General features: G+C 50.0%; 24 protein-coding genes and 3 tRNA genes. 9 read left to right on the top strand and 18 right to left on the bottom strand.

Features of this window, described 5'->3' with window-relative positions; all coding sequences use genetic code 11:
* The 16 genes from ABGI61_RS11225 to ABGI61_RS11150 all read right to left on the bottom strand — a co-directional run bounded on the left by ABGI61_RS11225 (position 1) and on the right by ABGI61_RS11150 (position 13949).
* A tRNA-Lys gene (locus tag ABGI61_RS11225) sits at positions 1-76 on the bottom strand.
* 18 nt (positions 77-94) lie between these two features.
* Positions 95-170 (bottom strand) — tRNA-Lys (locus tag ABGI61_RS11220).
* Between the two features lie 28 nt (positions 171-198).
* Positions 199-274, bottom strand: a tRNA-Lys gene (locus ABGI61_RS11215).
* A gap of 145 nt (positions 275-419) precedes the next feature.
* Positions 420-1214, bottom strand: a complete 795-nt coding sequence (gene ybgF / locus ABGI61_RS11210; RefSeq protein ID WP_347601069.1) for a tol-pal system protein YbgF — start codon at positions 1212-1214, stop codon at positions 420-422.
* 27 nt (positions 1215-1241) lie between these two features.
* Complete coding sequence (pal, locus tag ABGI61_RS11205; protein ID WP_347601067.1) at positions 1242-1760, bottom strand: peptidoglycan-associated lipoprotein Pal; 519 nt, start codon at positions 1758-1760, stop codon at positions 1242-1244.
* Between the two features lie 43 nt (positions 1761-1803).
* Positions 1804-3147 carry a Tol-Pal system beta propeller repeat protein TolB gene (gene tolB, locus ABGI61_RS11200; protein WP_347601065.1) on the bottom strand — a complete coding sequence of 448 codons (1344 nt, stop codon included), beginning with the start codon at positions 3145-3147 and terminating at the stop codon, positions 1804-1806.
* Between the two features lie 2 nt (positions 3148-3149).
* Entirely contained in the window at positions 3150-4067 is a 918-nt protein-coding gene (gene tolA / locus ABGI61_RS11195; protein WP_347601064.1) for a cell envelope integrity protein TolA, read from the bottom strand.
* A gap of 1 nt (position 4068) precedes the next feature.
* Positions 4069-4500: a protein TolR gene (tolR, locus tag ABGI61_RS11190; RefSeq protein WP_008221749.1), complete on the bottom strand. Its 432-nt coding sequence runs from the start codon at positions 4498-4500 to the stop codon at positions 4069-4071.
* Positions 4500-5189, bottom strand: a complete 690-nt coding sequence (gene tolQ, locus ABGI61_RS11185) for a protein TolQ (protein WP_008221750.1) — start codon at positions 5187-5189, stop codon at positions 4500-4502. Before tolQ ends, tolR begins: the two co-directional genes overlap by 1 nt.
* Positions 5179-5589 (bottom strand): tol-pal system-associated acyl-CoA thioesterase, encoded by a 411-nt coding sequence (ybgC, locus tag ABGI61_RS11180; protein ID WP_347601061.1) that lies wholly within the window; start codon positions 5587-5589, stop codon positions 5179-5181. The genes tolQ and ybgC overlap by 11 nt, the downstream gene beginning before the upstream one ends.
* Before the next feature lie 746 nt (positions 5590-6335).
* A complete protein-coding gene (gene ruvB, locus ABGI61_RS11175) occupies positions 6336-7346 on the bottom strand; it encodes a Holliday junction branch migration DNA helicase RuvB (protein WP_347601059.1) in 1011 nt (336 codons plus the stop codon).
* A 3-nt stretch (positions 7347-7349) separates the two neighbouring features.
* The gene (gene ruvA / locus ABGI61_RS11170) at positions 7350-7970 is read right to left on the bottom strand and encodes a Holliday junction branch migration protein RuvA (RefSeq protein WP_347601057.1); all 621 of its coding nucleotides are present in this window, start codon (positions 7968-7970) and stop codon (positions 7350-7352) included.
* Positions 7971-7999: 29 nt separating this feature from the next.
* Positions 8000-8524, bottom strand: coding sequence for a crossover junction endodeoxyribonuclease RuvC (ruvC, locus tag ABGI61_RS11165; protein WP_347601055.1), 525 nt, complete (start codon positions 8522-8524; stop codon positions 8000-8002).
* Between the two features lie 2 nt (positions 8525-8526).
* Positions 8527-9270, bottom strand: a complete 744-nt coding sequence (locus tag ABGI61_RS11160) for a YebC/PmpR family DNA-binding transcriptional regulator (protein ID WP_347601053.1) — start codon at positions 9268-9270, stop codon at positions 8527-8529.
* Between the two features lie 69 nt (positions 9271-9339).
* The gene (gene aspS / locus ABGI61_RS11155; protein ID WP_347601051.1) at positions 9340-11118 is read right to left on the bottom strand and encodes an aspartate--tRNA ligase; all 1779 of its coding nucleotides are present in this window, start codon (positions 11116-11118) and stop codon (positions 9340-9342) included.
* 83 nt (positions 11119-11201) lie between these two features.
* A complete protein-coding gene (locus tag ABGI61_RS11150; protein WP_347601049.1) occupies positions 11202-13949 on the bottom strand; it encodes a transporter substrate-binding domain-containing protein in 2748 nt (915 codons plus the stop codon).
* A gap of 144 nt (positions 13950-14093) precedes the next feature.
* On the opposite strand from ABGI61_RS11150, the gene ABGI61_RS11145 reads away from it, so the two are divergent.
* From ABGI61_RS11145 to ABGI61_RS11110, 8 genes are all read left to right on the top strand, one after another.
* A complete protein-coding gene (locus ABGI61_RS11145; RefSeq protein ID WP_347601047.1) occupies positions 14094-14927 on the top strand; it encodes a DUF72 domain-containing protein in 834 nt (277 codons plus the stop codon).
* A gap of 69 nt (positions 14928-14996) precedes the next feature.
* Positions 14997-15728: a carboxy-S-adenosyl-L-methionine synthase CmoA gene (cmoA, locus tag ABGI61_RS11140; RefSeq protein ID WP_347601045.1), complete on the top strand. Its 732-nt coding sequence runs from the start codon at positions 14997-14999 to the stop codon at positions 15726-15728.
* 2 nt (positions 15729-15730) lie between these two features.
* Positions 15731-16696: a tRNA 5-methoxyuridine(34)/uridine 5-oxyacetic acid(34) synthase CmoB gene (gene cmoB, locus ABGI61_RS11135; RefSeq protein WP_347601044.1), complete on the top strand. Its 966-nt coding sequence runs from the start codon at positions 15731-15733 to the stop codon at positions 16694-16696.
* 24 nt (positions 16697-16720) lie between these two features.
* Positions 16721-17617 (top strand): LysR family transcriptional regulator, encoded by an 897-nt coding sequence (locus tag ABGI61_RS11130; RefSeq protein ID WP_347601042.1) that lies wholly within the window; start codon positions 16721-16723, stop codon positions 17615-17617.
* Between the two features lie 7 nt (positions 17618-17624).
* The gene (locus tag ABGI61_RS11125) at positions 17625-18044 is read left to right on the top strand and encodes a hypothetical protein (RefSeq protein WP_347601040.1); all 420 of its coding nucleotides are present in this window, start codon (positions 17625-17627) and stop codon (positions 18042-18044) included.
* 76 nt (positions 18045-18120) lie between these two features.
* The gene (gene purM, locus ABGI61_RS11120; RefSeq protein WP_347601038.1) at positions 18121-19164 is read left to right on the top strand and encodes a phosphoribosylformylglycinamidine cyclo-ligase; all 1044 of its coding nucleotides are present in this window, start codon (positions 18121-18123) and stop codon (positions 19162-19164) included.
* An 8-nt stretch (positions 19165-19172) separates the two neighbouring features.
* On the top strand, positions 19173-19820 hold the full coding sequence (purN, locus tag ABGI61_RS11115; RefSeq protein WP_347601036.1) for a phosphoribosylglycinamide formyltransferase: 648 nt from the start codon (positions 19173-19175) through the stop codon (positions 19818-19820).
* Positions 19804-20568: a DUF3108 domain-containing protein gene (locus ABGI61_RS11110; RefSeq protein WP_347601034.1), complete on the top strand. Its 765-nt coding sequence runs from the start codon at positions 19804-19806 to the stop codon at positions 20566-20568. The genes purN and ABGI61_RS11110 overlap by 17 nt, the downstream gene beginning before the upstream one ends.
* Here the strand turns inward: ABGI61_RS11110 and ABGI61_RS11105 are convergent.
* Entirely contained in the window at positions 20547-21314 is a 768-nt protein-coding gene (locus ABGI61_RS11105; protein WP_347601032.1) for a class II glutamine amidotransferase, read from the bottom strand. The genes ABGI61_RS11110 and ABGI61_RS11105 overlap by 22 nt on opposite strands.
* A gap of 192 nt (positions 21315-21506) precedes the next feature.
* On the opposite strand from ABGI61_RS11105, the gene fadE reads away from it, so the two are divergent.
* Entirely contained in the window at positions 21507-23984 is a 2478-nt protein-coding gene (gene fadE / locus ABGI61_RS11100) for an acyl-CoA dehydrogenase FadE (RefSeq protein ID WP_347601030.1), read from the top strand.
* 76 nt (positions 23985-24060) lie between these two features.
* Here fadE and ABGI61_RS11095 read toward each other — a convergent pair whose 3' ends face one another.
* Positions 24061-26643 (bottom strand): ExeM/NucH family extracellular endonuclease, encoded by a 2583-nt coding sequence (locus ABGI61_RS11095; protein WP_347601028.1) that lies wholly within the window; start codon positions 26641-26643, stop codon positions 24061-24063.
* Between the last annotated feature and the right edge of the window lie 183 nt (positions 26644-26826).

Raw genomic sequence — 26826 nt, 5'->3', positions numbered from 1 at the left:
TGGTGGGTCATGATGGATTCGAACCATCGACCAACGGATTAAAAGTCCGCTGCTCTACCAGCTGAGCTAATGACCCAAACAGGTGGTGTCGAAGTGGTGGGTCATGATGGATTCGAACCATCGACCAACGGATTAAAAGTCCGCTGCTCTACCAGCTGAGCTAATGACCCACTTCGATAACTTTAGTTTAGTGCGCTTTGGTGGGTCATGATGGATTCGAACCATCGACCAACGGATTAAAAGTCCGCTGCTCTACCAGCTGAGCTAATGACCCCCACTGCGGACGCATATCTTACTGATTTACGGCTTTTGTGCAACCAAAAAGTGTTAAAAAGGCCAAGGTTGTTGCCTGATTGGTCAAAATGCCAGCGTTACCGGCAAACTGGACACAGAAAAAACCCGGCTAACGCCGGGCTTAACTATTGTAATGCAGTTATGCGATCTTGCGCTAACTTTGCCGACGTGGCCGCAGCATGGTCTTTTACTACCTGGCGGTAATAACGCAGCGCTGCGTCTTTGTTGCTTTCACGCTCAGCAACCTGGCCAAGCTTCAACAGCGCATCAGCGACTTTTGTCGATTGCGGGAAATTATTCACCACACGCTCAAAATGGGTTTTCGCTTTAGCTAATTCATTGTTATTGAATAGCAACTGCCCTAACCAGTAATGCGCATTGGGCGCATAACCTGAATTAGGATAGCTACGGATGAAGTTTTCAAATTCGGGGATTGCTGCATCATAGCGCCGATCTTTCAGCACCATATTCACTGCTCGGTCATAGGCATCATTTTCGGAAACATCTGATGAATACACGGCAGCAGCAGGCTCGTTAATTGTAACAGGCGCAGGCGTGCTGGCGCTGTTTGTCGGAGATTGTATCGCACTAACCCGACGGTCGATTTCCTGATACAGGTCACGTTGACGCTGCAGGATTTCCTCTAACTGATAAGCATGCGTTTCTGTAACACCTCTTAAGTCGCTCACTTCGTCGAGCAATTGTTGCAGCTGTGATGTCATGCGCAACTGGGCTTCAGAGCGCGCTTCGACGATACGCTCAAGCGCAGCCAGACGCTGCTCAATAGAGCCGCCCATCTGAACTTGACCGGAGGTGTTAGCCGGGCGGTTACGGGTAATATCAGTAACGGGCGCCGGGTTTGCAATAACACTGGTATGAACCAGTGTTATTGCGGCGAGCAGAGTATATTTAACTGTCATTCGCTTCAATTAAGTGAGTAGTCTGGATTAATAGACTAACACTGCGCGACGGTTTTTGGCAAAGCCTGCTTCAGTACGTGAAGTGTCAGCTGGTTTTTCTTCACCGTAGCTTACAGTAGAGATTTGACCGGCAGAAACGCCCAGATTTTGCAGGTACTGCACTACAGACATTGCACGACGCTCGCCCAGCGCAATGTTGTACTCTGGTGTACCGCGCTCGTCAGTGTGGCCTTCAATTGTTACGCGCACTGAAGGGTTAGCTGATAAAAACGCACCATGAGCTTGCAGAGTTTCTACGAACTCTGGACGTACAGTGGCTTTGTCGAAATCGAAGTAAATGGTGTTTTCCTGACGCAGCGCCTCCAGCTTCTGACGCATTTGCTCTGCCGGGCTAACAACCTGCTCTACGGTTTCTACCTGAACTGTCTCTTGCACACCTGAAGTGTCTGCACCAGACTGGTCAGTAGATGAAGTTGAGCTACAAGCAGCCAGAGTCAGCACTGGTAATGCAATGAACAAACCTTTTAACACTTTATTTAATTTCATGATGTTGTCCTTAGTATTTAAATGTAATTACGATCTTGCTTTTTTATAAAAAAGGCGACCAGGCCGGCGATTTAACTTGTCCTTCCACCGCCGGCAGCCGTGCTTTAAAACGCCCGTCCATAGAAACCAGTGCTAACACCTGAGCATTGCCGTGCATAGTGCTATAAATAATCATAGAACCATTTGGTGCCACGCTCGGTGATTCATCCAGATTAGTTTTAGTCAGCACCTGCAAAAACCGGGTCTGACGATCCATTTTTGCAATGTGGTACTGGCCACGGGTGCGATTTACCATCACCACCGAACTGCCATCTGGCGTATAAGATCCAGCCAAATTCATTTCACCTTCAAAGGTTAAACGTCTGGTTGTATCCGTTAACAAATTTACGCTATAAAGTTGTGGATTTCCACCTCGCTCAGAAGTAAATAACAACTCTCTACCATCTGGCGACCACGCAGGCTCTGTGTCTATTGCCCGGTGATTCGTTACCCTTGTCAGTGCCTTTGTGGCCACATCCATGGTGTATATTTCAGTATTACCGTCTTTTGACAGTACCATAGCCAGCTTACGACCATCGGGTGACCACACCGGGGCACCGTTAATACCCGGCGTGCTACTCAGCATAGTGCGGCGGCCACTGTAAATGTCCTGAATATAAATTTGCGACTGGCGCTTCTCGAAGGTGACATACGCCAGCTTGGTGCCATCTGGCGACCAGCTTGGCGACATTAACGGCTCTTTTGAGCGCAGCAAAATTTGCTCGTTAAAACCGTCATAGTCAGCAACGACTAACTGATACGGAAACTCCAGTTGGCGATTAACCAACACATAAGCAATTTTTGTCAAAAAGGCGCCGCGCTCTCCGGTCAGTTTTTCATACACAATATCGCTGATGCGATGACCATACTGGCGGAACTGACTACCACTAATTGTCGTTTCGCGGCTGTCGAGAATGTGGCCCCCGGTAGTTAAGCGGCCAGCATTTAGCGATTGACGGCTGGCGACATTGCTACCTTTTAATACGTCAATCAGCTCAAAACTTACCGTGTAACGGTCGATACCTACCTCGGTAACCTGACCGATAACAATGGCTTCTACGCCTTCGCGTGACCAGGCGGCATAATCAATTTGTGCAGCGCTTTGTGGGCGCTGTGGAAATTTAATACTGGCCAGTGGGCTAAATTTGCCGCTACGCATCAGGTCGGCAGCAATCACTTCATCTAAACGCTGGCTGGGCAAAGTAGCGCCTTTAAAGGTGAAAGGCAAAATGGCTACCGCCCTTGCCGAGTCGATACCTTCGGTAATCACAATTTCCAGTGACGCATAAGCTTTTGCTGTTAGCAGCACTGTAGCGAACAAAACTGTCGTTCGGATAAATTTCAGCATAATTAAAGTTCTGGGCTTACCGTTAAGTTAATATCTTTTAACTGGTTATACACATCCGGATCTGCCGATACTGGCAGGGTTCCGGCCCGATTTACGGCCCTGACGGTCGCATCACACACCGTCTTGTCACCGCTTAACACGCCAACATTTGTCACAAAACCATTACTGGCCAGCCGGATATTGATCCGGCACGACTTACCACGCATGCTCTCATCAACCAACAAGTTACGCTGAATAGCATCACGTATCAGCGCCGTGTAACGCTGTACTTCTGTGGCTGCCTGTCGCGCGCGCGCTGCTGCACGGGCCTGAGCTTCTTTTGCTAGCTGCTCTTGCATAGCACGCTCTTGATCGGCGCGCTGACGCGCTTCTTCTGCCTGACGAGCCCGCTCAGCTGCTGCTTTCTCTGCAGCTTCCTGTTCCGCTTTGCGTTTTTGCTCAGCCGCTTTGGCAGCCTCTTCGGCTTTCTTGCGCTCCTGCTCTTTTACAATTCGCGCTTGCTCGGCCTCTTTTGCCTTAGCCGCTTCCTGTTGTTGGCGCTTTTTCGCCTCTGCAGCCGCGGCTTTTGCTTTGGCTGCTTCCGCATCAGCTTTACGTTTCTCTTCTGCTACCCGTTTTAACCGGGCTTCTTCGGCTGCCCGGCTCTTTTCGGCTTGCTGGGCGCGGCGCTCTAAATCACGAATACGCTTTTCTTCTGCGGCTTTAGCGGCATCACGTTCTTGCTGAATTTGCGCCACGCGCTTATTGAGCTGCTCTTCGTCTATCGCTACCGCTTCAACCGGCGCTGTCCCTTCACTGTGCAAGCTGACCGATACCATTTCGGGCTTGCTGGAAAAATCAGCGCTAAACACCAGCATAACTATAATGCCAAGGTGTAAACCCAGCGACTTTGCTACTGCTGGTTCTATCTGCACCGCCATATCAACCCGCGTCCACGTTGTCTGTCATCAGGCCAACTGCTGGCGCACCTGCGCCTTTTAACACATTAATAAGCCTGATCACGGCATCGTAACTCACTTTGCGATCGCCTTTTACAATCACCTGAGTACCTGGCTCTATTTTCAGCCAGCTGGCCACTTCCACTGTAAGTTCAGCAGCTGTAAAGGGCCCCTGCTGCTTGCCATCTTTTTCAAAATAATACAGGCCGTCCTGATCAACGGTGGCTACCAACGGCGTTTTACCGTCTTGCATTTGTTTAATTGGCTCTGCAGCAGATTTTGGCAGCTCAACCTTTACGCCTTGCGTAATCAAAGGCGTGGTTACCATAAAAATCACCAGCAGCACCAACATCACGTCGATATATGGCACAACGTTAATTTCAGCCTTTAACCGACGCTTTTTTCTCACATACATCAGGCAGCATCTCCGTTATTGGCAACGGCCTGACGGTGCAAAATATTGGCAAACTCTTCAACAAAGTTGGCATAACTGCTTTCCAGCACTTCTACCTGATGTGAGAACTTGTTGTAAGCAATTACCGCCGGAATCGCAGCGAACAAACCGATCGCTGTGGCAATAAGTGCTTCAGCGATGCCCGGTGCTACCATAGCAAGTGTGGCCTGCTCTACCGCGCCCAGCGCGATAAACGAATTCATAATACCCCACACTGTACCAAACAGGCCGATGTAAGGACTTATCGAGCCCACGGTCGCTAAAAAGGGCAAGTGCATCTCTAAGCGCTCTACCTCACGCGACAGACCTACGCGCATGGCGCGTTGCGTGCCTTCCATCACCGCAGCTGGCTGGCGGCTGTTGGTTTTATGCAAACGGGCAAACTCTTTAAAGCCTGCTTTAAATAACGCCTCTAAGCCATTATTGCTGGCGCGGGCACTCACTTCGTTATAAAGCTTGGCTAAATCAACACCAGACCAAAACCTGTCTTCAAACTTCTTCGCATCCACCACGGCATCGCTTAGTGCCTTACGACGGCGAAAAATCATGGTCCAGGACATTACTGACATCGCCACTAAAATCAGCATCACCAGTTGCACCACGAAACTGGCTTCAATTAACAACCCTAAAATAGAAATCTCACCTGCCACCTGATAATACCTCTGTAATGTCGGCCGGAATGGCCCTGGCCTTCATCTCCTGCGGTGCAACGCAGGCAACCTTAATGGTTGCCGAGCACACTAAATCCCCGGCAACATTATGAATTTTTTGTATAAAAACTATGCTCGCTTGCTTTAAGGTACTGATTTGACTGGAAACCGTCAATAATTCATTAAATTTAGCCGGCTTTTTGTTATCCATTAAAACTTGGGCAACAACAAAGGCGACATTTTTTGACAATAACAAATCCTGCTCAATACCCAGGGCACGCAACCATTCGGTGCGCGCTCGCTCGAAAAATTTCAAATAATTGGCATAGTAAACAATTCCTCCGGCATCGGTATCTTCATAGTACACGCGCACGGGGAATGAAAAGACAGTTTCTGACATGGCTGATCGCTTTAATTGCTGCATATGATAAGTAAGCACGCGCACTAACTCAATCGCCGATGCAAGCTAAACACAACTATATTTTTCTGCATCGCCTACTTGATTTTTTAAATTTGCTTGGTTGGACATTTTTTCTGCAATTAGTTCAAGTATTTCGTTAACTTTTATTCTTGCTAAGTTAAAGGCACCATACATTGTATCCGCTTGGCCCACTACATAAATTGTGACAAAAAGTAATGCGGTTATAATGCGACCTCTATCTTAACCCTGCATGAACAAAAGACCCACAGCAGAAGCAGCAGAAAATGTGCTCAATAATTAAGCAAGCAAAATCTTACTAGCATTAGTTTTTCTTATGCTTCTGTTGCAGTTTTTCTCGTTTGAAGTAAATACTCCAAATCGCCATAATACGCTTGTGTTCTGAGCTAGCGCAAAGATACGGCAGCCGAGCTGCTCTGTCTTAGTAAGGATCACTTGGTAATGAGATTTGTGTTTAAGCCAAATTTTGTTGCTGTTTCAACATGTTCCCTGGATTTTTTGAAGCACTCCTTCAACTTGTTGCATTGCCCGCTCCCTTGAGCGGGCTTTTTTTTATCCACGCCCTGGCTGGCACTACAGCGTTGTTGCCTGCATTAAAACACTGGTGCGCCAGTCCGAAAAACTCACATAGTCAGCTATGCTCGTCTTGCTTTTTAATTTATCGCCTAGCTGAAGCACCATCCAGTTAGTGGATACTTTTATTCAGCTCAGTCTGATTTGGGTATGTCGAAACCAAAGTGGGTGTAAGCGCGTGGCGAAGCTGTGCGGCCACGAGGGGTGCGCTGAATAAAGCCCTGTTGAATTAAAAACGGCTCTATCACATCTTCTATGGTGTCTTTTTCTTCACCTATCGCCGCAGCCAGGTTATCTAGGCCTACCGGGCCGCCGTCGAACTTTTCGATAATGGCTAAAATCAACTTGCGGTCCATATAATCAAAGCCTTCAGCGTCAACGTCAACCATCTGCAGCGCGGCGGCGGCAACGTCTGGCGTTACTTCACCGTTATGTTTAACCTGGGCATAGTCGCGCACGCGGCGCAGCAAACGGTTAGCAATGCGCGGTGTACCACGCGAGCGCCGGGCGATTTCAGCTGCGCCGGCCTCATCCAGGGTTAAATTAAGAAAATGTGCCGAGCGCAAAATGATTTGCGTCAGCTCTGAGACGTTATAAAACTCCAGCCGCTGCACTATGCCAAACCGGTCGCGCAGTGGTGACGTCAGTGCACCGGCGCGGGTCGTGGCGCCCACTAGCGTAAAAGGCGGTAAATCGAGTTTAATGGAGCGCGCTGCCGGGCCCTCTCCTATCATAATATCCAGCTGATAATCTTCCATCGCTGGGTAGAGAATTTCCTCTACCACCGGGCTTAAGCGGTGAATTTCATCGATAAACAGCACATCATTAGGTTCCAGGTTGGTTAACAGCGCCGCCAAATCACCGGCTTTTTCCAGCACCGGGCCCGACGTTGTTTTAATATTCACGCCCATTTCATTGGCGACAATCATCGCTAAGGTAGTCTTACCGAGGCCTGGCGGACCAAAGATCAATAAATGGTCCAGCGGATCACCCCGGCCTTTCGCCGCCTCAATAAAAATCGCCATCTGCTGACACACATGCTGCTGCCCGGTGTAGTCGGCCAATGTTTTCGGCCGTATCGCACGGTCGATGACTTCATCTTCACGCGTGGCACTGGTTTGAATTAAACGGTCGGCTTCAATCATGGCTTACATCATGCTCCTAAGCGCCGCTTTGATAAGCTGTTCACTGCTCATATCCGCTTGCTTCACTTTCTGCACTGCTTTATCAGCTTGCAGCTGACTGTAACCTAAAGAGACTAAAGCGCTGATAGCATCGTGCTCAGCACTTTCTACCGGGCTAAAAATAGCCTCATCGCCCTGCAATAATAACGCATCCGTTACCGGTGTATCCGGGGTTATACCCCAATCTTTTAACCGGTCCCGCATCTCTACCACTAAGCGCTCGGCCGTTTTCTTACCTACGCCTGGCAGTTTTACTAAGGTGCTGACATCATCCAGCTGCACACAGCGTACAAACTGCTGTGCTGTCATACCCGATAGAATCGTCAGTGCCAGTTTCGGCCCGACGCCATTAGCTTTAATCAGCTGGCGAAACAGTGCCCGCTCCGTGGTATTGATAAAGCCATACAATAGCTGGGCATCTTCCCGAACGACAAAATGGGTATAGAGAATAGCTTCTTCGCCAGTCGCGGGTAATTGGTAGAAGCTGGTTAACGGCAATTGCACCTCGTAGCCAACACCAGCGACTTCAATTAATAGATCCGGTGCCTGCTTTTCCAGCAAAATACCGCGTAAACGTCCGATCATAAATTCTGCTTATTTTGTTGCGGCTATGCTTAGCGTAAACGCCCGCGCACCGTCTTGCGCGCCTGGCCCGCTAAACCAATTAAACTTTGCTGAGTATGCCCATGACACAGTGCAACTGCAAGGGCATCGGCGGCATCTGCCTGTGGATTAGCCGGGAGCTTCAATAAGGTACGCACCATATGCTGCACCTGCGCTTTATCAGCAGCACCGGTACCCACCACCGACTGTTTTACTTGACGCGCAGAATACTCGAACACCTCAAGCCCGGCATGTTTGGCGGCAACAATAGCTGCGCCTCTGGCCTGCCCCAGCTTTAATGCCGAGTCGGCATTGCGCGCCATAAAGACTTGTTCAATGGCAAAGATGGTTGGCTGGGTCTGGCAGATGATTTCGCTGACGCCATTAAAGATATCCAGCAGCCGCTCTGCCAACAGATCGCTGCTGTTTAGCCGGATACAGCCACTGGCGACATACTCAAACTTCATACCGCTTTGGCGCACCACGCCATAACCGGTTAACCGGCTGCCAGGGTCGATGCCCAGGATGATATTCACGCTCAGCCGTGCGCTGCCATCAGCTCATCACTGATGTCGGCATTGTGGTAAACGTTTTGCACATCGTCAGAGTCTTCCAGCTGATCGAGCATTTTAAAAAACGCTGCCGCATGGTCGGTGTCTACTTCCGCGCGTGTTGAAGGTACTAAAGTCACTTCACCACTGTCGGCAACAAAACCGGCGGCGGCCAATGCGTCTTTTACATCACTAAAACTGTCTGGCGCGGTGAACACTTCCACACTGCCATCAGCGTCAGTCACGATATCATCTGCACCCGCTTCCAGCGCAGCTTCCATCAGGGCATCTTCATCCACACCCGGGGCAAATACCAGTACACCCCGGCGGGTAAATAAATACGCCACCGACCCCGACGTACCCAAGCTGCCACCGGCTTTGGTAAAGGCATGACGCACATCCGCTACCGTACGTTTATGGTTGTCGGTCATGGTTTCAACGATCACCGCTACGCCGTTCGGGCCATAACCTTCGTATACCAGCTCTTCATAATTTTCACCGTCATTGGCGCCAGCGCCACGTTTAATGGCGCGGTCTATCGTATCGCGGGTCATATTTTCTGACAGCGCTTTGTCTACCGCTAAGCGCAGACGGGGGTTAGCCGTTACGTCAGGGTTTATTCTGGCGGCAACGGTAAGTTCGCGGATAATTTTGGTGAAAATCTTATTCTTTTTCGCATCCTGACGGGCTTTGCGATGCTTCATGTTCGCCCATTTACTATGGCCGGCCATCAGTTACTCCTTTGTTGTGGCAGCAAAGCTGCTGCCACGGTATTGCAGATAAAACAGTATAACGCAGTGTTATTGTGGCTTAGCCACCACAGCAATGCCAAGCTCGGCTAACTGCGCCGGGTTGGCGGCACCTGGAGCATCGGTCAGCGGACAGGCAGCAGTAGCTGTTTTCGGGAACGCCATCACATCACGAATAGACGTCGCACCTGTCATTAGCATCACTAAACGGTCCAGGCCAAATGCCAGACCAGCATGTGGTGGCGCACCGTATTTTAATGCTTCCAGCAGGAAGCCGAATTTCTCAGCAGCTTCTTCATCACTGATGCCCAATAAGGTAAATACCTTAGCCTGCACATCAGCCGTGTGAATACGAACCGAGCCACCGCCTAATTCAGTGCCGTTTAATACCATATCGTAGGCATTTGACAGCAACTCACTCAATTTGAGTTCATTGTTGGCGGTATTTAAGAATGCGGCAGTATCCAGTGGTGAGGTAAACGGGTGGTGTACCGCAGAGAAGCTACCATCATCGTTTTCTTCAAACATCGGGAAGTCAACGACCCACAGCGGCTTCCAACCTGGCTGGGTAATGGCCAAATCTTCACCTAACTTCAGACGCAGCGCGCCCATGGCTTCACACACCACTTTGTAGCTGTCGGCACCGAAGAAAATCAAATCGCCGTTTTGCGCCTCAGTGCGGCTGATAATGCTGCTGATGATCTCTGGCGTTAAAAACTTCGCTACCGGTGATTGCACACCCTCTGCGCCTGCACCAATATCGTTAACCTTCATCCACGCCAGACCTTTAGCACCATAAATACCAACAAAGCTGGTGTAATTGTCGATATCTTTACGCGATACTTTTTCCGCAGCGCCCGGCACTTTCAGTGCGACCACACGGCCTTTAGCATCGTTGGCCGGGCCAGAGAACACTTTAAAGTCAACGTCTTTTAATAAGTCGGCGACATCGACAAATTGCATTGGGTTACGTAAGTCAGGCTTGTCTGAGCCGTATAAGCGCATCGCTTCCCAGTACGGCATACGCGGGAATTTGCCCAAGTCTACGCCCAGCAACTCGTTAAACATCTGATGTACCATCTTTTCGGTTACTTCAATAACCTGCTCAGATGTCATAAACGAGGTTTCAATATCGATTTGGGTAAATTCAGGCTGACGGTCAGCGCGCAAATCTTCATCGCGGAAGCATTTTACGATCTGATAGTAGCGATCCAAACCTGACATCATCAGCAACTGTTTAAACAGCTGAGGTGATTGTGGCAGCGCAAAAAACTGGCCTTTGTGGGTGCGGCTTGGCACCAGGTAATCGCGCGCACCTTCTGGTGTGGCTTTGGTCAGAATGGGTGTTTCCACATCCATAAAACCATGGCTATCCATAAAGTTACGCACAAAACTGGTTACCTTAGCGCGAAACTTCAGGCGCTCAGTCATCATAGGCCGGCGCAGGTCAAGGTAACGGTACTTTAAACGCTGCTCTTCGCTGTTATTTTGATTAGAATCCAGCGGTAGTGGCGCGGCTTTATTCAGAATGATGAGCTCACCGGCATAGACTTCAACTTCGCCGGTGGCCATATCTTTATTAATTTGCGACTCAGGCCGTGCCCGCACGGTGCCTTTTACCTGAATACAGAATTCATTGCGCAGCGTGTAAGCCACATCGAACAGGTCTTTTAAATCGGGGTCACAGACGACTTGTACTAAACCTTCACGGTCGCGTAAGTCGATAAAAATTAACCCACCGAGATCGCGGCGCCGGTTAACCCAGCCACATAAAGATACTTGTTGACCTACCTGTTGTGCAGTTAACAAACCGCAATAATGGCTACGCATTAAACCTTCCTTCTACCTTGCTAATCAGCGGCATTAAAATGACGGCTAATTATATAGAATTGACGCTTAATGTCACTGCCCGCTTACGAAAACACCGCCCGGGAAAAGCAATACTGATTTTTGCCCTGCTGCTTAATGCGGTACATCAAACTGTCAGCCACTTTCAGCAGTTTGGCACTGTCTGTACCGTCTTCAGGGTAAATGGCTATGCCAATACTGGCACCGACCTGCACAGGTCCAACAGACAAGGTGACCGGCTGACTAAACTGATACAGGATTTTTTGTGCAACAATGGCGGCATCGTCACGACTTAACAAACCGGTAAGTAAAATAACAAACTCATCACCGCCAAAACGGGCAACGGTGTCACTTTTGCGCACGGTATCTTTAAGTATGTCGGCAAGTTTAATCAATAACTCGTCACCGGCATCGTGGCCAAAACGATCGTTAACCTCTTTAAAGCCATCTAAATCGATAAATAGTAGTGCCAGAATTTCATTGTGCCGGGCGTGCTGCAGTAATGCTTGCTCAATCCGCTCTTTTATCAGGGTGCGGTTAGGCAGCTGTGTTAAATCGTCATGGGTAGCCATAAAACGCATTTTTTGCTCGGCCTGGCGCCTAAGCGATACTTCACGGCGCAGCGACAGGTTCCAAAACACGACAAACACCAACAACAACGCCACAGCACCGCCAATTTGCCACATTAAATTATGCAGTTGCGCTTTGTTAATACCTTGCGTGATTTGAAAACTAAACCACTTTTGGTACAGCTGCTGCCGCTCTTCCTTGCCAATACTGCGCAGGCCCTTGTTTAGCATTATAACCAGCGGCTGATAATCATCACGCACAGCAATCAGTGACGGGTATGAGGGTAAATCATCGAGTATCTGTACCCGTAGCGATAAGTACCCCATCTGGCGTAGCATCTCACTGGCCGCTTCTACCGAGTCCAAGACATAATCCACATTCTGCTGCTGCAGTAACTGCAGACCACGACGCAACGAACTTACCGCAACCACCTTTATCTCAGGATAAGTATCATTAAGATGGCGGGCCAACTGATAGTCCTGATAAACGGCAACGGTTTTACCATTTAACTGGGCAGTGCTGACGATATTCGTGTTGTCGTAGGCACTGATCACCGCCCATTGTGTCGACCAGAACTCATCAGTAAATTTGGCATAAGCATGCCGCTCTGGCCGCTCTGAGACATTGGCCACCAAATCAATGTTTTTTTGCTTAAGTGCAGCTAACATCTCGGAAAAGTCGGCAAAGGTGACGATTTCAAAACTGGTGTTTAAACGCCGGCTTAAGATGTCAAACATGTCAACGGTCACTCCCGCTGGCTCACCAGCGTCGTTAACGAATTCCATCGGTGGCCAGGTCGATAACATCCCCACTCTTATCTTGCCCGTCTGTTCCAGCCATTGCTTTTCACTCAGAGTAACGGGGACTTGCTGTAAAAACTGCGGAAAATAGCGCAAATGACTTTGTGTGATCCATGCTTTCTCGGTGTCAATTAACTGCTGCAATGGGATTTGATTAAACCCCTGACGGATTTGCTCGGCCAATTGCGGCCGGCCACTGCGGATTAAACTGTACAGCGGCGCACTGATCCGGCTATCCGCCTGCAGTTTAAACACATCCTGTAAATTCATTGCAGGCAAACGCTGCGCCATAATCGCTGTGGCGCCATAAAAGCCGGCCAGTTCACCAGCCATTGTCGCATCAATCATCTGAGTAAGAGAACTAAAACGCTGAAACTGAGCTTTGGGATAGCGCTGTGCCAACTCATCAAGATAAGGTGCGTTTTCAAACAGTCCTATTGTTACAGCACTGTCGGCACTAAGCGGTTGTTCACTTGCGCTTTGCAAAGTATAAAAATGCGAGTCAAACCCATATAACTGATAAGCGGTTGTCACCTCTGCCGGTAATTGCTGGTTGCTGGGAAAACCAATTAACACGTCAATGCGACCTTTGGCCAATTGCTGCAAATTATTGAAAGACGTATCCGGCACAAAAGCGATTTTAACGCCGGTAGCCGCTGACCACAGCCGCCAAAGCTCAACAAACAAGCCTTGTGCTTCTCCCTGCGGTGATACATGCATATATGGCTGGTTATCGATAGGCACACCCAATAACAGCGTATCGTCGTCGGCAGCTACACCGAGCCAGCGCCGCTCCAGTCGCTCAACAAAAGCATCCTCTACGGCGGCGGTTGCCTGCACTATGCTTGACGATAAAACTGAGTCTTTAATCATCGCGTAGTTAAGGCTGATGCTACGTAGCGGCACTTTTTTATACATCGGAAACTGCGCATTCAGCTCATCATAACGTGGATAACGCGGTGGCAAGCGGTCAAGCGCGCTCATTACCAGAACCTCCCCCGCCAGCGCTGCTTCGTACATGGCGCTAACATTCGGATACGGCTTTAGAATCGCATTAGGTAATAGCTTTTTAATGGTATCAACATGGCTTGACTTATCGATTACGCCAATAGCGTAAGGGGTGAGCTCTGCCACGTTGTTGGCATTGGGTAAATCACGATGTAGGAAAATATTGCTCTGAACGGAAATGCCGGTATCGCCCAAGTGATAGCGCTGTGCCCGCTCCGCAGTGTAAGCGATGCCACCATGCAAATGTACCTCACCACTTTGCAGCAATTGCAAGGTTTGCGGCCAATCTGTCATGGTAAAACGTACCGCAACCTCTTGCTTACGCCCCACTTCGCGCCAGTAATCTACCACCAGGCCTGACGGCTCGCCGTTATCATCAGCGAACATGTAAGGAAAGCTGTCGCTGCTGATAGCAACCTGCAGAGGGTCAGGCAAACTTGTTGCAGCAATGTGCCCTGACCAACCCAAGCACAGTAACAGACAGATTAATAATCTTATTATCATTATGTTATTCTTGGCCGTTATTGTTAGGTTCACGCTGTTAGTTGTACGCTGCCACTTTAAGAAGGTCAAGCCAGCATGTTATATCTCGGGTGCCCGGTCTGGGCCAATCCGGCCTGGAAAAACTCAATTTATGCCACAGATCAGCCAGCAGCACATTATCTGACGCAGTACGCTCGCTTTTTCAATACCGCTGAGGGCAATACCAGTTTCTATGCTGACCCATCAACTGAAACGCTGACACGCTGGCAGCAGGACACACCAGACGATTACCGCTTTGTGTTAAAGGTACCGCAGCGCTTAAGCCATCAACAACAAGCCGATCTGTCGCAGCTAACAACCTGGTTGGCGCTGCTGGCACCACTGGCACCTAAATTGGCGCTGGTGCATTTACAATTGCCCGCTCATTTTGGCCCCGACACACAGCCCCGGCTTAGCAGCATGGTGCAGCAGATAAGCCAACACTATCGCTGTGCGGTTGAAGTGCGCCACCCGGCCTATTTCGATAAAGGCCAGTACGAAGTTGCCCTGCACAAAATGCTGCAGCGCTATGGTGCTGAGCGGGTGGTAATCGACAGCCGGGCACTGTTTGCGGTGGCGCCTACCACGCCCGCCCTAATGGATGCACAGGCGAAAAAGCCGCGGGTCGCGGTGCATGCCATCAGCTTTAGCAGCACGCCAATGCTGCGGTTTATTGGCAGTGATGACATGGCATTAAACCGGCAGTTTTATCAGCCCTGGCTTGGTAAAATTAAGCAGTGGCTTGAGCTGGGTAAAACCCCGTTTTGCTTTTTTCATACACCGGATAACACTTTGGCACCGCAATTGTGTCGCCAGTTTGCTGCAGATCTCGGTTATCCGCATCCCTGCCTGACACCCTGGCCGGGCGAGCAGCAATACAGTCTGCTGTAGTGTTGGGCGCTTTTAGGCTAAACTAAGCGCCAAATTTTTAGCGCCACTTTTTACGGTAGTAACGCTTGTATGCAAAAAGATCAGATATTTGCCGAACCGTTGGCACAGGTGCAGGACTTTTGTTTTGACGATCGGGTAGCTGAAGTCTTTCCTGACATGATCCAGCGCTCTGTACCCGGCTATCAGACCATTATTCAAACCATTGGCAAACTTACTGCCCGCTTTCAGCAAGCAGACAGCCATTATTATGATTTGGGCTGCTCATTAGGCGCAGCTACCCTTGCCATGCGGCGTAATATCAGCGCCGCTAATAGCCGCATTATTGCCGTAGATAACAGCAGTGCCATGGTAGAGCGCTGCGAGCGTCACTTACAGGCCTTTCGCTCGGAAGTACCGGTGCAGGTACTACTGGCCGATATCCGCCAGCAACCCATCAAGCACGCGGCCGTCGTGGTAATTAACTTTACCTTACAGTTTTTACCTAAAGCCGATCGTGCTGCACTGATAGCGCGTGTATATCAGGGGCTAAAACCGGGCGGCATACTGATTTTGTCAGAGAAGTTTATCAGTAGCGACAACACCGCTAACGAGTTACTTATCGACTTACATCACGATTTTAAACGCGCCAATGGCTACAGCGAGCTGGAGATCAGCCAAAAGCGCAGCGCACTGGAAAATGTGATGAAACCCGACACCCTGGCCGAGCATCAGCAGCGTTTAGCCGCTGCTGGGTTTAGCAGTCAGACGCTGTGGTTTCAGTGTTTTAATTTTTGCTCTATGGTGGCGATTAAACAGGGTTAACTATGCTTGATTTCTCAGCGTTTTACGCCCAACTGGCGCAAAATAAATTACACCGCTGGCTGGAAACCCTGCCGGCGCAACTGGCCAGCTGGAGCAAAGAGGCGCTGCATGGTGACTTTAAACAGTGGCAAAAAGTTATTAGCAACCTGCCTGCTACCAGCATCAACCAGATTGAGTTAAAGCAACAGGTTCAGTTTGGCTCGGCAGAGGACATCAGCGCAGGCCAGGCACAGCAAATCCATTATTTACTGAAACAGCTTAAACCTTGGCGTAAAGGCCCATTTAACATCCACGGTATACATATCGACACCGAGTGGCGCTCTGACTTTAAATGGGATCGTCTATTACCGCACATAAGCCCGCTAAAGGGTCGCACCGTACTGGATGTGGGGTGTGGCAGTGGTTATCACCTGTGGCGAATGCGCGGTGAAGGGGCAGATTTTGTGGTGGGTATAGATCCATCACAGCTGTTTTATGCTCAGTTTCAGGCCATCAAGCACTTTAATCCGGATCCGACGGTAAACCTGATCCCTATCGGCATTGATGAGATGCCGCCACTGAAACAGTTCGATACGGTCTTTTCCATGGGCGTACTGTATCACCGCCGCTCACCACTGGATTTTTTACAACAGCTGAAGAGCCAGCTACGCCCGGGTGGTGAGCTGATTTTAGAAACGCTGGTGGTGGAAGGCGATGAGCATACCGTGTTGGTGCCTGGCGAGCGCTACGCCAAAATGCGTAATGTCTGGTTTATCCCAAGTGTTGCAGCGCTCACCCACTGGCTGCAGCGTTTAGGTTTCAGCAACGTACGGCTGGCAGATTTAAACCGTACCAGCTTAGACGAGCAGCGCAAAACCGACTGGATGGAAAATGAAAGTTTAATTGATTTTCTTGATGCAACTGATCATAGTAAAACCATTGAAGGCTACCCGGCACCGCTTAGGGCCGTGATTATCGCCAATAACTAACCCTGCCGGAGTGCTGACACTGCTATGCCATACCGCCCTCGCTCAACCTTAGAACAATGGCGCATTTTGCAAGCAGTGGTAGACGCAGGTGGCTATGCTCAGGCCGCTGACGTTCTGAATAAAAGTCAGTCGTCACTGAATCATGCGGTGGCAAAATTGCAGTCGCAGCTCGGTGTAGAGCTACTGGAAGTGCGTGGGCGCAAAGCCTATTTAACCGAAGCCGGTGAAGTGATGCTGCGCCGCTCACGCCTGCTAACGCAACAGGTTGAAGATCTCGAGCTTTTGGCATCGAATATTAACCAGGGCTGGGAGCCGGAAATCCGTATCGCGGTGGAATTAGCCTATCCACGAAAATTTCTCAATCAGGCCTTGGCAGCCTTTTACCCTCTAAGCCGCGGTAGCCGTATTCAGCTGATAGACAGTGTGATTACCGGCAGTGCGGAAATTATCCAGCAAAAAAAAGCCGATTTAGTCATTGCCGCCGCTGCAGTTATCCCCAAAGGCTATTTAGGTGAGCCCTTGTGTGTTACCCGTTTCATCCCGGTGACAAGTGCCCGTAACAGCCTGGCCAGCGCCGGCGAGATTGATCAGAACGAGTTAAGCCAGCATTTACAGCTGGTGATCCGCGATACCGCACAGAAGCCGCAAGAGAATGCCGGCTGGTTACGCGCTGAACAGCGTTGGACGGTGGATAACTTTTTTGAAGCAATAGAAATACTGCAGCTGGGGCTGGGCTTTTGCTGGTTACCCGACTTTTTGGTCAACGACGCCATAGCCGTCGGAGATCTGGTACAAATAAACCTGACACAAAGCAGCGAGCGTATCGCCGCTATTTCGCTGGTGACGCCAAAAGAAGAAACTCTTGGCCCTGGCAGTAAGCAGCTACGCCAGCTGATCCTGGCTGCCCATCAAAAAACTTGAGGCTTATATGCAACCATCTATGACACCACAAGAGCTGGCCAACCTGATGCAAGGATCTGCCACAGACGCCATTCGCTACGCGCAGGACGAGCATCAGCTGCAGCTGGATAACAGTATTGATAGCTTACATCAGGTCGATACCTTGCTGAGCAGCTTGCACCAGCGCGAACAGCAACAACGCCACAGCGCCGAGTTGGTGTTTACCCTATGCAATATTGTCGGCGCCTACATTGGCCAGGTGTTTATCGCAAATGTAGGTGGCAACTGGCAGCTTAATCAGGCTGACAGTGACGCACCTTTTGTTTATGTACAATTTCAGGATAAAGAATTTCCTTTTGCATCAGTTTGTTATCACAAAATTACCCGTGACAATAGCATTAGCCTGTACGACTACGTTAAACAAGCGATGGCAAATGCTATGCAGTAAGGCTTTTGTCGGCGGCGTTAAGCAGGTAAAATGCCGCCACTTTTAGCCTTTCCACTTTAGCCATTCGAGGATAGCCGTGAGCGAGCAAAAAACATCATTAAGCTACAAAGACGCCGGAGTTGACATAGACGCAGGTAATGCGCTGGTCGAACGTATTAAAGGCGCAGTAAAACGCACGCGGCGCCCAGAGGTAATGGGCGGCTTAGGCGGCTTTGGTGCTTTATGCCAAATCCCGGCAGGTTATAAAGAACCCGTGCTAGTATCGGGTACAGACGGTGTTGGCACTAAACTGCGCCTGGCGATGGATTTAAAACGCCATGACGGTGTCGGTATCGATCTGGTTGCTATGTGTGTGAACGACTTAGTGGTGCAAGGTGCTGAGCCGCTATTTTTCCTTGATTACTATGCCACCGGCAAATTGGACGTTGATACCGCCTCAGCAGTGGTTAATGGCATTGCCGAAGGCTGTTATCAGTCTGGCTGCGCCCTGGTGGGCGGCGAAACGGCTGAGATGCCTGGCATGTATCACGGTGAAGACTATGACATCGCCGGTTTCTGCGTTGGTGTGGTAGAAAAGGCCGATATTATTGATGGCAGTAAAGTAACACCGGGCGATCAGCTGATTGCACTAGCCTCTTCCGGCCCGCACTCTAATGGATTCTCACTGATCCGCAAAGTGCTCGAAGTGAGCGGTCAAAGCCCGGATACCTTGCTTGAAGGGAAAACTCTGGCAGATCACTTACTAGAGCCTACCCGCATTTACGTGAAAAACCTACTGAAGTTATTCAACCAAGTTCAGGTTAATGCGCTGTGCCACATCACCGGCGGTGGTTTCTGGGAAAATATTCCACGCGTGCTACCAGAAAACACTAAAGCGGTTATTGATGGTAACAGCTGGCAGTGGCCTGCGATTTTTAACTGGTTACAGCAGCAGGGTAATATCAGCCGGCATGAAATGTACCGCACCTTTAACTGCGGTGTTGGCATGATAGTGGTAGTACCACAAGACAAGCTGCAACAAGCGCTAAGTTTGTTAACACAGGCCGGTGAAACCGCATGGCACCTGGGCGAGATTCATGCTGCCGCCGCTGGCGACGAGCTGGTTGTGATTAACGAATAAGGCTGCTGATGAAATCTATCGTTGTGCTGATTTCTGGCAGTGGCTCTAACCTGCAGGCATTAATTGATGCCTGCAGCAGCGGTTTTATCCCGGGTAAAATCAGTGCGGTTATCGCTAACAAAGCCAATGCTTATGGTTTGGTACGCGCGAGTGAAGCAGGCATCAGTACGCAGGTACTAAGCCATAAGCACCATAGCAGCCGCGAGGCCTATGATAATGCGCTGATAGATGCCATCGACCAGCATCAGCCTGATCTGGTGGTACTGGCCGGCTTTATGCGCATTTTAACACCGGCCTTTGTGCAACATTATCAGGGCCGCCTGTTGAATATTCACCCTTCGTTGTTACCCAAGTACCAGGGCTTAAACACCCATCAGCGTGCTATTGATGCAGGCGATACCGAGCATGGCTGCAGCGTCCACTTTGTTACCGAGCAGCTGGATGGCGGCCCGGTGATATTACAGGCCAAGGTGCCGGTGTTCAGCGATGATGACGTCCAAAGCCTGGCAGAGCGTGTGCACGAGCAAGAACACCGGATTTACCCGCTGGTGGTGCGCTGGTTTTGTCAAAACCGTTTACAACAGCATGCAGATAAGGCATCGTTGGATGGCAATGTATTAGCTGCCAACGGTTATGCCAATGAAGACGAAGACTAAATACCACCTCTGGGCGCCCGCATTATTGTTGGGCGCTCTGCTAAGCCCGCTATTAAAAGCCGAAACCACGTTAAACGCCAAAGCACCGGCACTAGCCACTTTCAAAGCCGACTATGCTGTTTACCGTGCCGGTAAACAGCATGGTACCGCCCAACGTTATTTAAAGCTGACTGACCAAGGCTATCAGTTGGGTTACAGCAGCGATATCAGCTGGATGATTTTCACCGACAAACGCCAGGAAACCTCAGATTTTATTCTGCAGGATGGCCGTATTCAGCCGCAGCGTTATGTATTACAACGCTCTGGCACTGGCCCAAACCGGTATTACGAGCTAAATCTGGACCCGGTGAAGAAAACGCTGAGTGAAGGCAAGAAGCGCACTATTAAACAGGTTAGCTGGCAGGATGACTGGCTGGATCAACTCAGTTACCAGTTGCAACTGGTGTTGGATCTCAAGGCCGGCAAAACCGAGTTTCACTACAATGTGTTAAACCGTAACGGTAACGCCAAGATGTACCACTATAAAGTGGTGGCCGAAGAAGTATTACCCTTACCTTATGGCCGTGTTAATACCCTTCGGATTGCCCGTATTGAGCAAAACAGCGACAAACAGATTTATGCCTGGGTCGCGCCCGAGCTTGATTACATGTTAGTGCGGCTCTGGCGTGGCGAAGATAATGTCGAACAGTTTGATGTGCAATTGCACAAACTTAGCTGGCCCGACGCTCAGGCCAGTGGCGCACCATAACGGAATAACTGGCTTTCGCCCGGTTGCATTTTATGCCACTGCTCGTTATTGGTCAGTGGCTCGGTGGCAATAATGGTAACCACATCATTCGGTGTGGTCTCTCGGGTAAAATCAATATCCACATCGACATCTGACAAGCGCGCCACGCCAAAAGGTGCCCGGCGGGTGATCCAATGCAGTTTAGTGGTGCAGTAAGTTAATAAGTACTCACCATCGGTCAATAGCATATTAAACACACCCAGTTTTTGTAGCTCGCGGCATTTATGCTGAATAAACTTAAATGCCATTTTACGGCTGGGGGCCTTGTTCGGATAGCGTTTATCCAGCTCGCTAAGCAAGTAACAAAACGCCCTTTCACTGTCTGTGGTGCCCACTGGCGTAAAACGCGCTATTGGCAAATCGCGGTAACCGCTTAACTGCCCATTGTGGGCATACGTCCAGTAGCGCCCCCATAGCTCACGGCTAAAAGGGTGAGTGTTCTCCAGGGCTACTCTGCCCCGGTTTGCCTGACGCACATGGGCAATAACAGCACAACTCTTAATAGGATAGTCTGACACTAATCTGGCAATTTCAGACTGATAGCTCGGCAGCGCATCTTTAAAGGTACACACGCCTTTATTTTCGTAAAACGCTACCCCCCAACCGTCTTTATGCGGCCCGCTGCGGCCGCCCCGCTCTTTTAATCCTTTAAAACTAAAGCAAATATCGGTTGGCACATTTGCTGACATGCCAAGTAACTCACACATAATAAATCCCGAAGGTTGATAACAGCCGCAGGCATTATTAAACCAGCAGGCTATGCTTAAGCGTATAAGATTACGAGTTGCAACTTAAGTTGACAATCACTTTGCCGGCCATTACCAGCAAAGGCTTGCAACTTTCGCTAAAGCGTTCTACTCTAGCCAGATAGTGGTCAGACCTCTTATCAGGAGCAAAAGATGGAAGTGTTAATTCTCTGTGCGGCGCTTATCGCCGCTATTGGTGTACTGGCTTACAACCGTGCCAGCCTAACCATGTTTACTGCCGCAATAGCGGTAATACTGGCACTGGGCAGTGCCTTTGATGTTGTCGGCACTGTTGCCTGGGTTGTGTTTTTAGTTATCGCCCTACCGTTAAACATTGCCGGGATACGTCAGCAATATCTGACCAAGCCGTTGCTTAACGTATACCGTAAGATCATGCCAGAGATGTCCAGCACCGAAAAAGAAGCTATCGATGCCGGCACCACCTGGTGGGAAGCCGATTTGTTCCGTGGCAACCCCGACTGGCACAAGATGCACAACTTCCCGGCACCACGGCTAAGTGCAGAAGAGCAAGCCTTTTTAGATGGCCCGGTAGAAGAGCTGTTGGCGATGGTAGACGACTGGCATACTACGCATGAGCGCGCTGATTTATCGCCAGAGGTATATCAGTACCTGAAAGACAAAGGCTTCTTCGCCATGATCATCAAAAAAGAATACGGTGGTCTGGAGTTTTCCGCTTATGCCCAGTCTTGCGTTCTGCAAAAATTAACCAGTAAAAGCATGGTATTATCAAGTATCGTCGGTGTGCCTAACTCGTTAGGCCCGGGCGAGCTGCTGCAGCACTATGGTACTGACGAGCAGAAAAATCATTATTTACCCCGTCTGGCAAAAGGCCTGGAAGTGCCCTGTTTTGCGTTGACCAGCCCGGAAGCAGGCTCTGACGCCGGCGCTATTCCTGATACCGGTATTATCTGTAAGGGTGAGTGGGAAGGCAAAGAAGTTATTGGTATGCGCCTGACCTGGAACAAGCGTTATATTACGCTGGCACCAATTGCGACTGTACTGGGCTTAGCCTTTAAACTGTACGATCCGGAAAAATTACTCGGCGATAAAGAAGAACTGGGTATTACCTGTGCGCTGATCCCGGTTACTACGCCTGGCGTTAAAATTGGCCGCCGTCACTTCCCGCTGAATGTACCGTTTCAAAACGGGCCTACTCAGGGTGAAAACATTTTCGTACCATTGGATTACATTATCGGTGGTGCCAAAATGGCCGGTCAGGGCTGGCGTATGCTGGTTGAATGTCTGTCAGTAGGCCGGGCTATTACCCTGCCATCAAACAGTACCGGTGGTATTAAAGCTGTAGCTATGGCTACGGGTGCCTATGCCCGCATTCGCCGCCAGTTCAAACTGCCGATAGGTAAAATGGAAGGCGTAGAAGAAGCAATGGCCCGTATTGGCGGTTATGCCTATATGGCCGATGCCTCTACCACCATGTCGGTGGGTTCAATTGACCTTGGCGAAAAGCCGTCGGTAATCTCGGCTATCACTAAGTACCACATGACTGAGCGGATGCGCCAGGCCATTATTGATGCAATGGACGTACACGGTGGTAAGGGCATTTGTATGGGCCCGAACAACTACCTGGCCCGCGGTTATCAGGGGGCGCCTGTTGCCATCACGGTAGAAGGTGCCAACATTCTGACCCGTAACATGATTATTTATGGTCAGGGTGCTATCCGCTGTCATCCTTATGTACTGGCTGAGCTACAAGCTGCCCAGTTAGACGATCAGGGCGCGGCAGTTACCGCCTTTGATAAAGCGCTGTTTGGCCATATCGGCTTTGCTATCAGTAACTTCTTCCGTACTTTCTGGTTATCGTTAACCGGTGGTGCCTTTAGCAGCACACCTTTTGCTGACGCTACCGCCAAGTATTATAAGCAGATGAACCGTTTCAGTGCTGCGTTAGCACTGATGTCAGACGTTGCTATGGGAACCCTGGGCGGTGACTTGAAACGTCGCGAGCGTATCTCGGCCCGTCTGGGTGATATTTTAAGTATGTTGTACTTAACCTCAGCGGTACTGAAGCGTTACAACGACGAAGGCCGTAAAGCCGAAGATTTACCGCTGGTACAGTGGGCCTGTGAAGACAACCTGGCCAAAGCCCAGCTGGCGCTGAATGAGTTATTTGATAACTTCCCGAACCGCGCAATCGGTGTGGTGCTAAAGCGTATTGTGTTTCCTTGGGGTCGTACTCTTCGCAAAGCCTCTGACGTGGTTGAGCACAAAGTTGCCCGCATCATGCAAACGCCGGGCGAAGCACGTAACCGTCTGGGTCACTTCCTGTACCTGAAAAACGAGCCACTGAACCAGTTAGGTTTAATGGAGCAGGCTTTAACTGACATTCTTGCTGCAGAGCCAGTCTTTGATAAAGTGGCGCATGCTGCAGGTAAACGTTTACCGTTTTACCGCCTGAATGAGGTGGCTGATTTAGGCTTAGAGTTAAAAGCCATTACAGAAGCCGAAGCTGAACAACTGCGCACCGCCGAGAAAGGCCGCTTATTTGCCATTAACGTGGACGACTTCGAGCCTGAATATCTGGCAGCGGACAAAAGTTTACCGCAGCAAGGTGCAGGTGCAGTAGTGGGTAGCAAAAAGGTCAAAGCGGCTTAAGCGCAATACCGACATCAAGCACTAAACACAAAAACGCCGGCGATAATGCCGGCGTTTTTTATCTTGTGTTTGCTGCTTAGTTAAACTGCACCACCAAGGCTTCTGAGCAACTACCCGTCGCCTGCTGACAGATCTTGTACGTTACGCTGTCGGCCATGGAACGGAAGTTGTCATTTACCCGTCCTGATGGGTTTAAATCTCTTACTGCCACATCATCACGATACAGCGTCAAACCGCTGGCATCACCACTCCAGCGTAGCTGTACCAGGCTCATGCCAAAGCGTGACCTGACAGTACGCAACAGCTGCAGACTGACATCCAGCGGCGGAATCACGGCAGGTAAGTTCAGCGCTACGATCACCGGATCATGATCAGACGAGCGATATGCATCCGGCGCATAGAAATCCAGCTGCTGCTGTGCTGATTTAAACTCGACATTGTAATCCAGTGCTATTGGTTCATCGGCATTAATGTTCCATTTCGCTGCATCGGCCAGGTACTCAACTGCCAGATCGTTCAGCAGTGCATGGTCCAGTGAACCCGATAAACCAGAGAACACGTAACCATGGCTTGGCACCTTGCCCAGTACCTCGAACACGTTCTGATAACCGGCTTGTGCCAGCGTGGTAATAGGATCTTCTTTAGCGTAGGCGTTTAAGTCACCAATCACCAGTGCCGGCACCTCAGCAAAATGCTCTGCAGCAAAGATGCCGATAGCCTGAGCGGCACGAGTACGGTTTAGATTACAGTTGCCCTGACCATCTCCGGTATCAGGATCGTCTGCACCGCAGCCAGAGCCTTTAGATTTTAAGTGGTTAACCATCACGGCAAATTGAGCATCGTTTTCCAGCAAGCGGAACTGCTGGGCAAACATCGGCCGGTTGCGGCTATCATCAAACAAGGCTACGCCCTGCTCGTCCACAGCCGAATTGCTTGAATCTAACACCTTTAACGCACCCACCGGGCTTAGCAGATCGGCACGGTAAATTAACCCAACCGCAATCTCATCAGTGCCTACCGGACCTGCAGCACTTACATACTGCCAGCCATCAATACCTGAAGCCTGACGTAAACCAGCCACTAAATCGGCAATCGCAGAGGTGTCAGCGTAGCCGTCGTTTTCAATTTCCATCAGACCGATGACACTGGCATCCAGCGCCACCATAGCAGAGAGAATTTTTGCCCGCTGACGCTCAAACTCAGCAGCACTGTCGGCACCACGTGACGTTGGGAAGCTGCCGCCTAACCCATCACCATTGAAGTAGTTCAGCACGTTAAAGCTGGCTACTTTCACGTTGCCGTCGGCAGCTAATTGCGGAGCAGCAGTACGCGGGTTAGACGAGACAAAGTTTGGCACCTGCGTCGGCATAATACGATATTCGTTAAAACCATAATGCAAAGTACCGGTTAAATTAACGACAGTATCGCCGCTGCGCACCGTATTGGCCGCTGACAAGCCGCCAGCCGGGTAAGGCACCACTGCAGGGTTTTGCTGGGTACTGGCATCATCCAATAAAATTTTGTTCAGTGCATGCTGCTCTGCCAATGCAATCGCCTCAGCACCTGGCGCAACCACTTGTGTTGGTGTATACCGTCGGCCATTAGCCAGGGTTAACTCGCCGAAACGGCCCAACGTAAAGGTATCGTTTACCGTCAGCTCCTGCTCAAAGCGCACCAGCATGCCTTCAACGGCTTCCAGCACAGCTAAACTGGCAACCGGTAAGGTCAACGGTGTAGGTGTAGGCAATTCACTGCTGCCACAATCTAAACTGGCACTGATATTGGTTAGCTGGGTATGGCCATTAAATTCTGCTACGGTGGCCAATAAACGCACGCGCTGGCCTTCTGCTACCGTTAAGTTACTACTGTTAACATAAACAAACACGCCTTCAGAGGTGGCGGGGTCGTTATCTTGTTCAGTGCCTACAGCCTGAATGTTATAACCACGCAGGCCGGGTAAGGTTTGGGTGACAACCGCCTCTACCTGCACCGTCTGGCCCAGTAATGGGCTGGCAAAGCCTGGCCCCTGAATAGCGGAAATCGGTGTGGCGGCAGCGCCACAGCTTAAAACCGGGTCTGGGTCTGGCTCAGGATCAGTCGGGCCGCCACCCTCACCGTTAAACAAACCGATATCGCTAAAATCGTCCTGAGCAAACCCCAACCATTGATCGGCTGGTTCAAAGGTATCAAAGGGTTCGGTATCCACACTCACGGCTGCGCGACGCAGTGTGTCATTCGCCGTGGTAATGCTGCCACTGCCCCAAGCTGAGCCCGGATCAAAGCCTATCTGGCCGATGCTGTCGACTACAACACCTGCTTTGGTGAGAGTGATGGCATCATCGCCATTCCATAAGCCCGAGCTGGTGGTCTGGTCTGCTAAGGCGACCAGTTCCGGCGCTGCGCTGGCTGAGGCAAATACGTAAACACCACCCGGCACTAATTCACCTGCCAGCGCAACACTTAAACCGGCCGTGCTGCTGCCATTAAAAAATACATTAACGCGGTAGTCAGCCAAGTTAACTGCTTCGTTGCCGGCGTTATAAAATTCCAGCGCTTTGTTATTGCCTGAACCTTCAACATATTCAGAGATAAACACCTGTGACGATACCGCCGGGGCCAATAGCATAGCCATGGTTGCTGATAGCATCCTGAGTTTCATTGTTGCTCCTTGGAGTTATTTTTAGGGTTATTGTTATCGTGTTATTTTGTTTGGGGCAGTCGAATATAAAACGCTTTTATGGCAGATTCATTAACTTTGGTTAAATATTGTCAGGTTTTTTTTGACACAAATTCGTCAAATAAATTTACAGCTATACAAGTGATTGTTTTACAACATAACCAC

This window comes from Rheinheimera fenheensis, from assembly GCF_039871805.1.
GTDB classification, from domain to species: domain Bacteria; phylum Pseudomonadota; class Gammaproteobacteria; order Enterobacterales; family Alteromonadaceae; genus Alishewanella; species Alishewanella fenheensis.
The sequence above is the reverse complement of the archived record's forward strand: the minus strand, read 5'-3'. Positions and strand labels throughout refer to the sequence as shown.

Excerpts from the sequence above, each read along its gene's own strand:
- cmoA (WP_347601045.1), top strand. The coding sequence starts at position 14,997 with ATGCAAAAAGATCAGATATTTGCCGAACCGTTGGCACAGGTGCAGGAC.
- ABGI61_RS11160 (WP_347601053.1), bottom strand. The coding sequence starts at position 9,270 with ATGGCCGGCCATAGTAAATGGGCGAACATGAAGCATCGCAAAGCCCGT.
- ABGI61_RS11125 (WP_347601040.1), top strand. The coding sequence starts at position 17,625 with ATGCAACCATCTATGACACCACAAGAGCTGGCCAACCTGATGCAAGGA.
- purN (WP_347601036.1), top strand. The coding sequence starts at position 19,173 with ATGAAATCTATCGTTGTGCTGATTTCTGGCAGTGGCTCTAACCTGCAG.
- aspS (WP_347601051.1), bottom strand. The coding sequence starts at position 11,118 with ATGCGTAGCCATTATTGCGGTTTGTTAACTGCACAACAGGTAGGTCAA.
- ruvA (WP_347601057.1), bottom strand. The coding sequence starts at position 7,970 with ATGATCGGACGTTTACGCGGTATTTTGCTGGAAAAGCAGGCACCGGAT.
- ybgC (WP_347601061.1), bottom strand. The coding sequence starts at position 5,589 with ATGTCAGAAACTGTCTTTTCATTCCCCGTGCGCGTGTACTATGAAGAT.
- pal (WP_347601067.1), bottom strand. The coding sequence starts at position 1,760 with ATGAAATTAAATAAAGTGTTAAAAGGTTTGTTCATTGCATTACCAGTG.
- cmoB (WP_347601044.1), top strand. The coding sequence starts at position 15,731 with ATGCTTGATTTCTCAGCGTTTTACGCCCAACTGGCGCAAAATAAATTA.
- tolB (WP_347601065.1), bottom strand. The coding sequence starts at position 3,147 with ATGCTGAAATTTATCCGAACGACAGTTTTGTTCGCTACAGTGCTGCTA.
- ABGI61_RS11105 (WP_347601032.1), bottom strand. The coding sequence starts at position 21,314 with ATGTGTGAGTTACTTGGCATGTCAGCAAATGTGCCAACCGATATTTGC.
- tolR (WP_008221749.1), bottom strand. The coding sequence starts at position 4,500 with ATGTATGTGAGAAAAAAGCGTCGGTTAAAGGCTGAAATTAACGTTGTG.
- ABGI61_RS11110 (WP_347601034.1), top strand. The coding sequence starts at position 19,804 with ATGAAGACGAAGACTAAATACCACCTCTGGGCGCCCGCATTATTGTTG.
- ABGI61_RS11130 (WP_347601042.1), top strand. The coding sequence starts at position 16,721 with ATGCCATACCGCCCTCGCTCAACCTTAGAACAATGGCGCATTTTGCAA.
- ABGI61_RS11145 (WP_347601047.1), top strand. The coding sequence starts at position 14,094 with ATGTTATATCTCGGGTGCCCGGTCTGGGCCAATCCGGCCTGGAAAAAC.
- ybgF (WP_347601069.1), bottom strand. The coding sequence starts at position 1,214 with ATGACAGTTAAATATACTCTGCTCGCCGCAATAACACTGGTTCATACC.
- ruvB (WP_347601059.1), bottom strand. The coding sequence starts at position 7,346 with ATGATTGAAGCCGACCGTTTAATTCAAACCAGTGCCACGCGTGAAGAT.
- tolA (WP_347601064.1), bottom strand. The coding sequence starts at position 4,067 with ATGGCGGTGCAGATAGAACCAGCAGTAGCAAAGTCGCTGGGTTTACAC.
- ABGI61_RS11095 (WP_347601028.1), bottom strand. The coding sequence starts at position 26,643 with ATGAAACTCAGGATGCTATCAGCAACCATGGCTATGCTATTGGCCCCG.
- fadE (WP_347601030.1), top strand. The coding sequence starts at position 21,507 with ATGGAAGTGTTAATTCTCTGTGCGGCGCTTATCGCCGCTATTGGTGTA.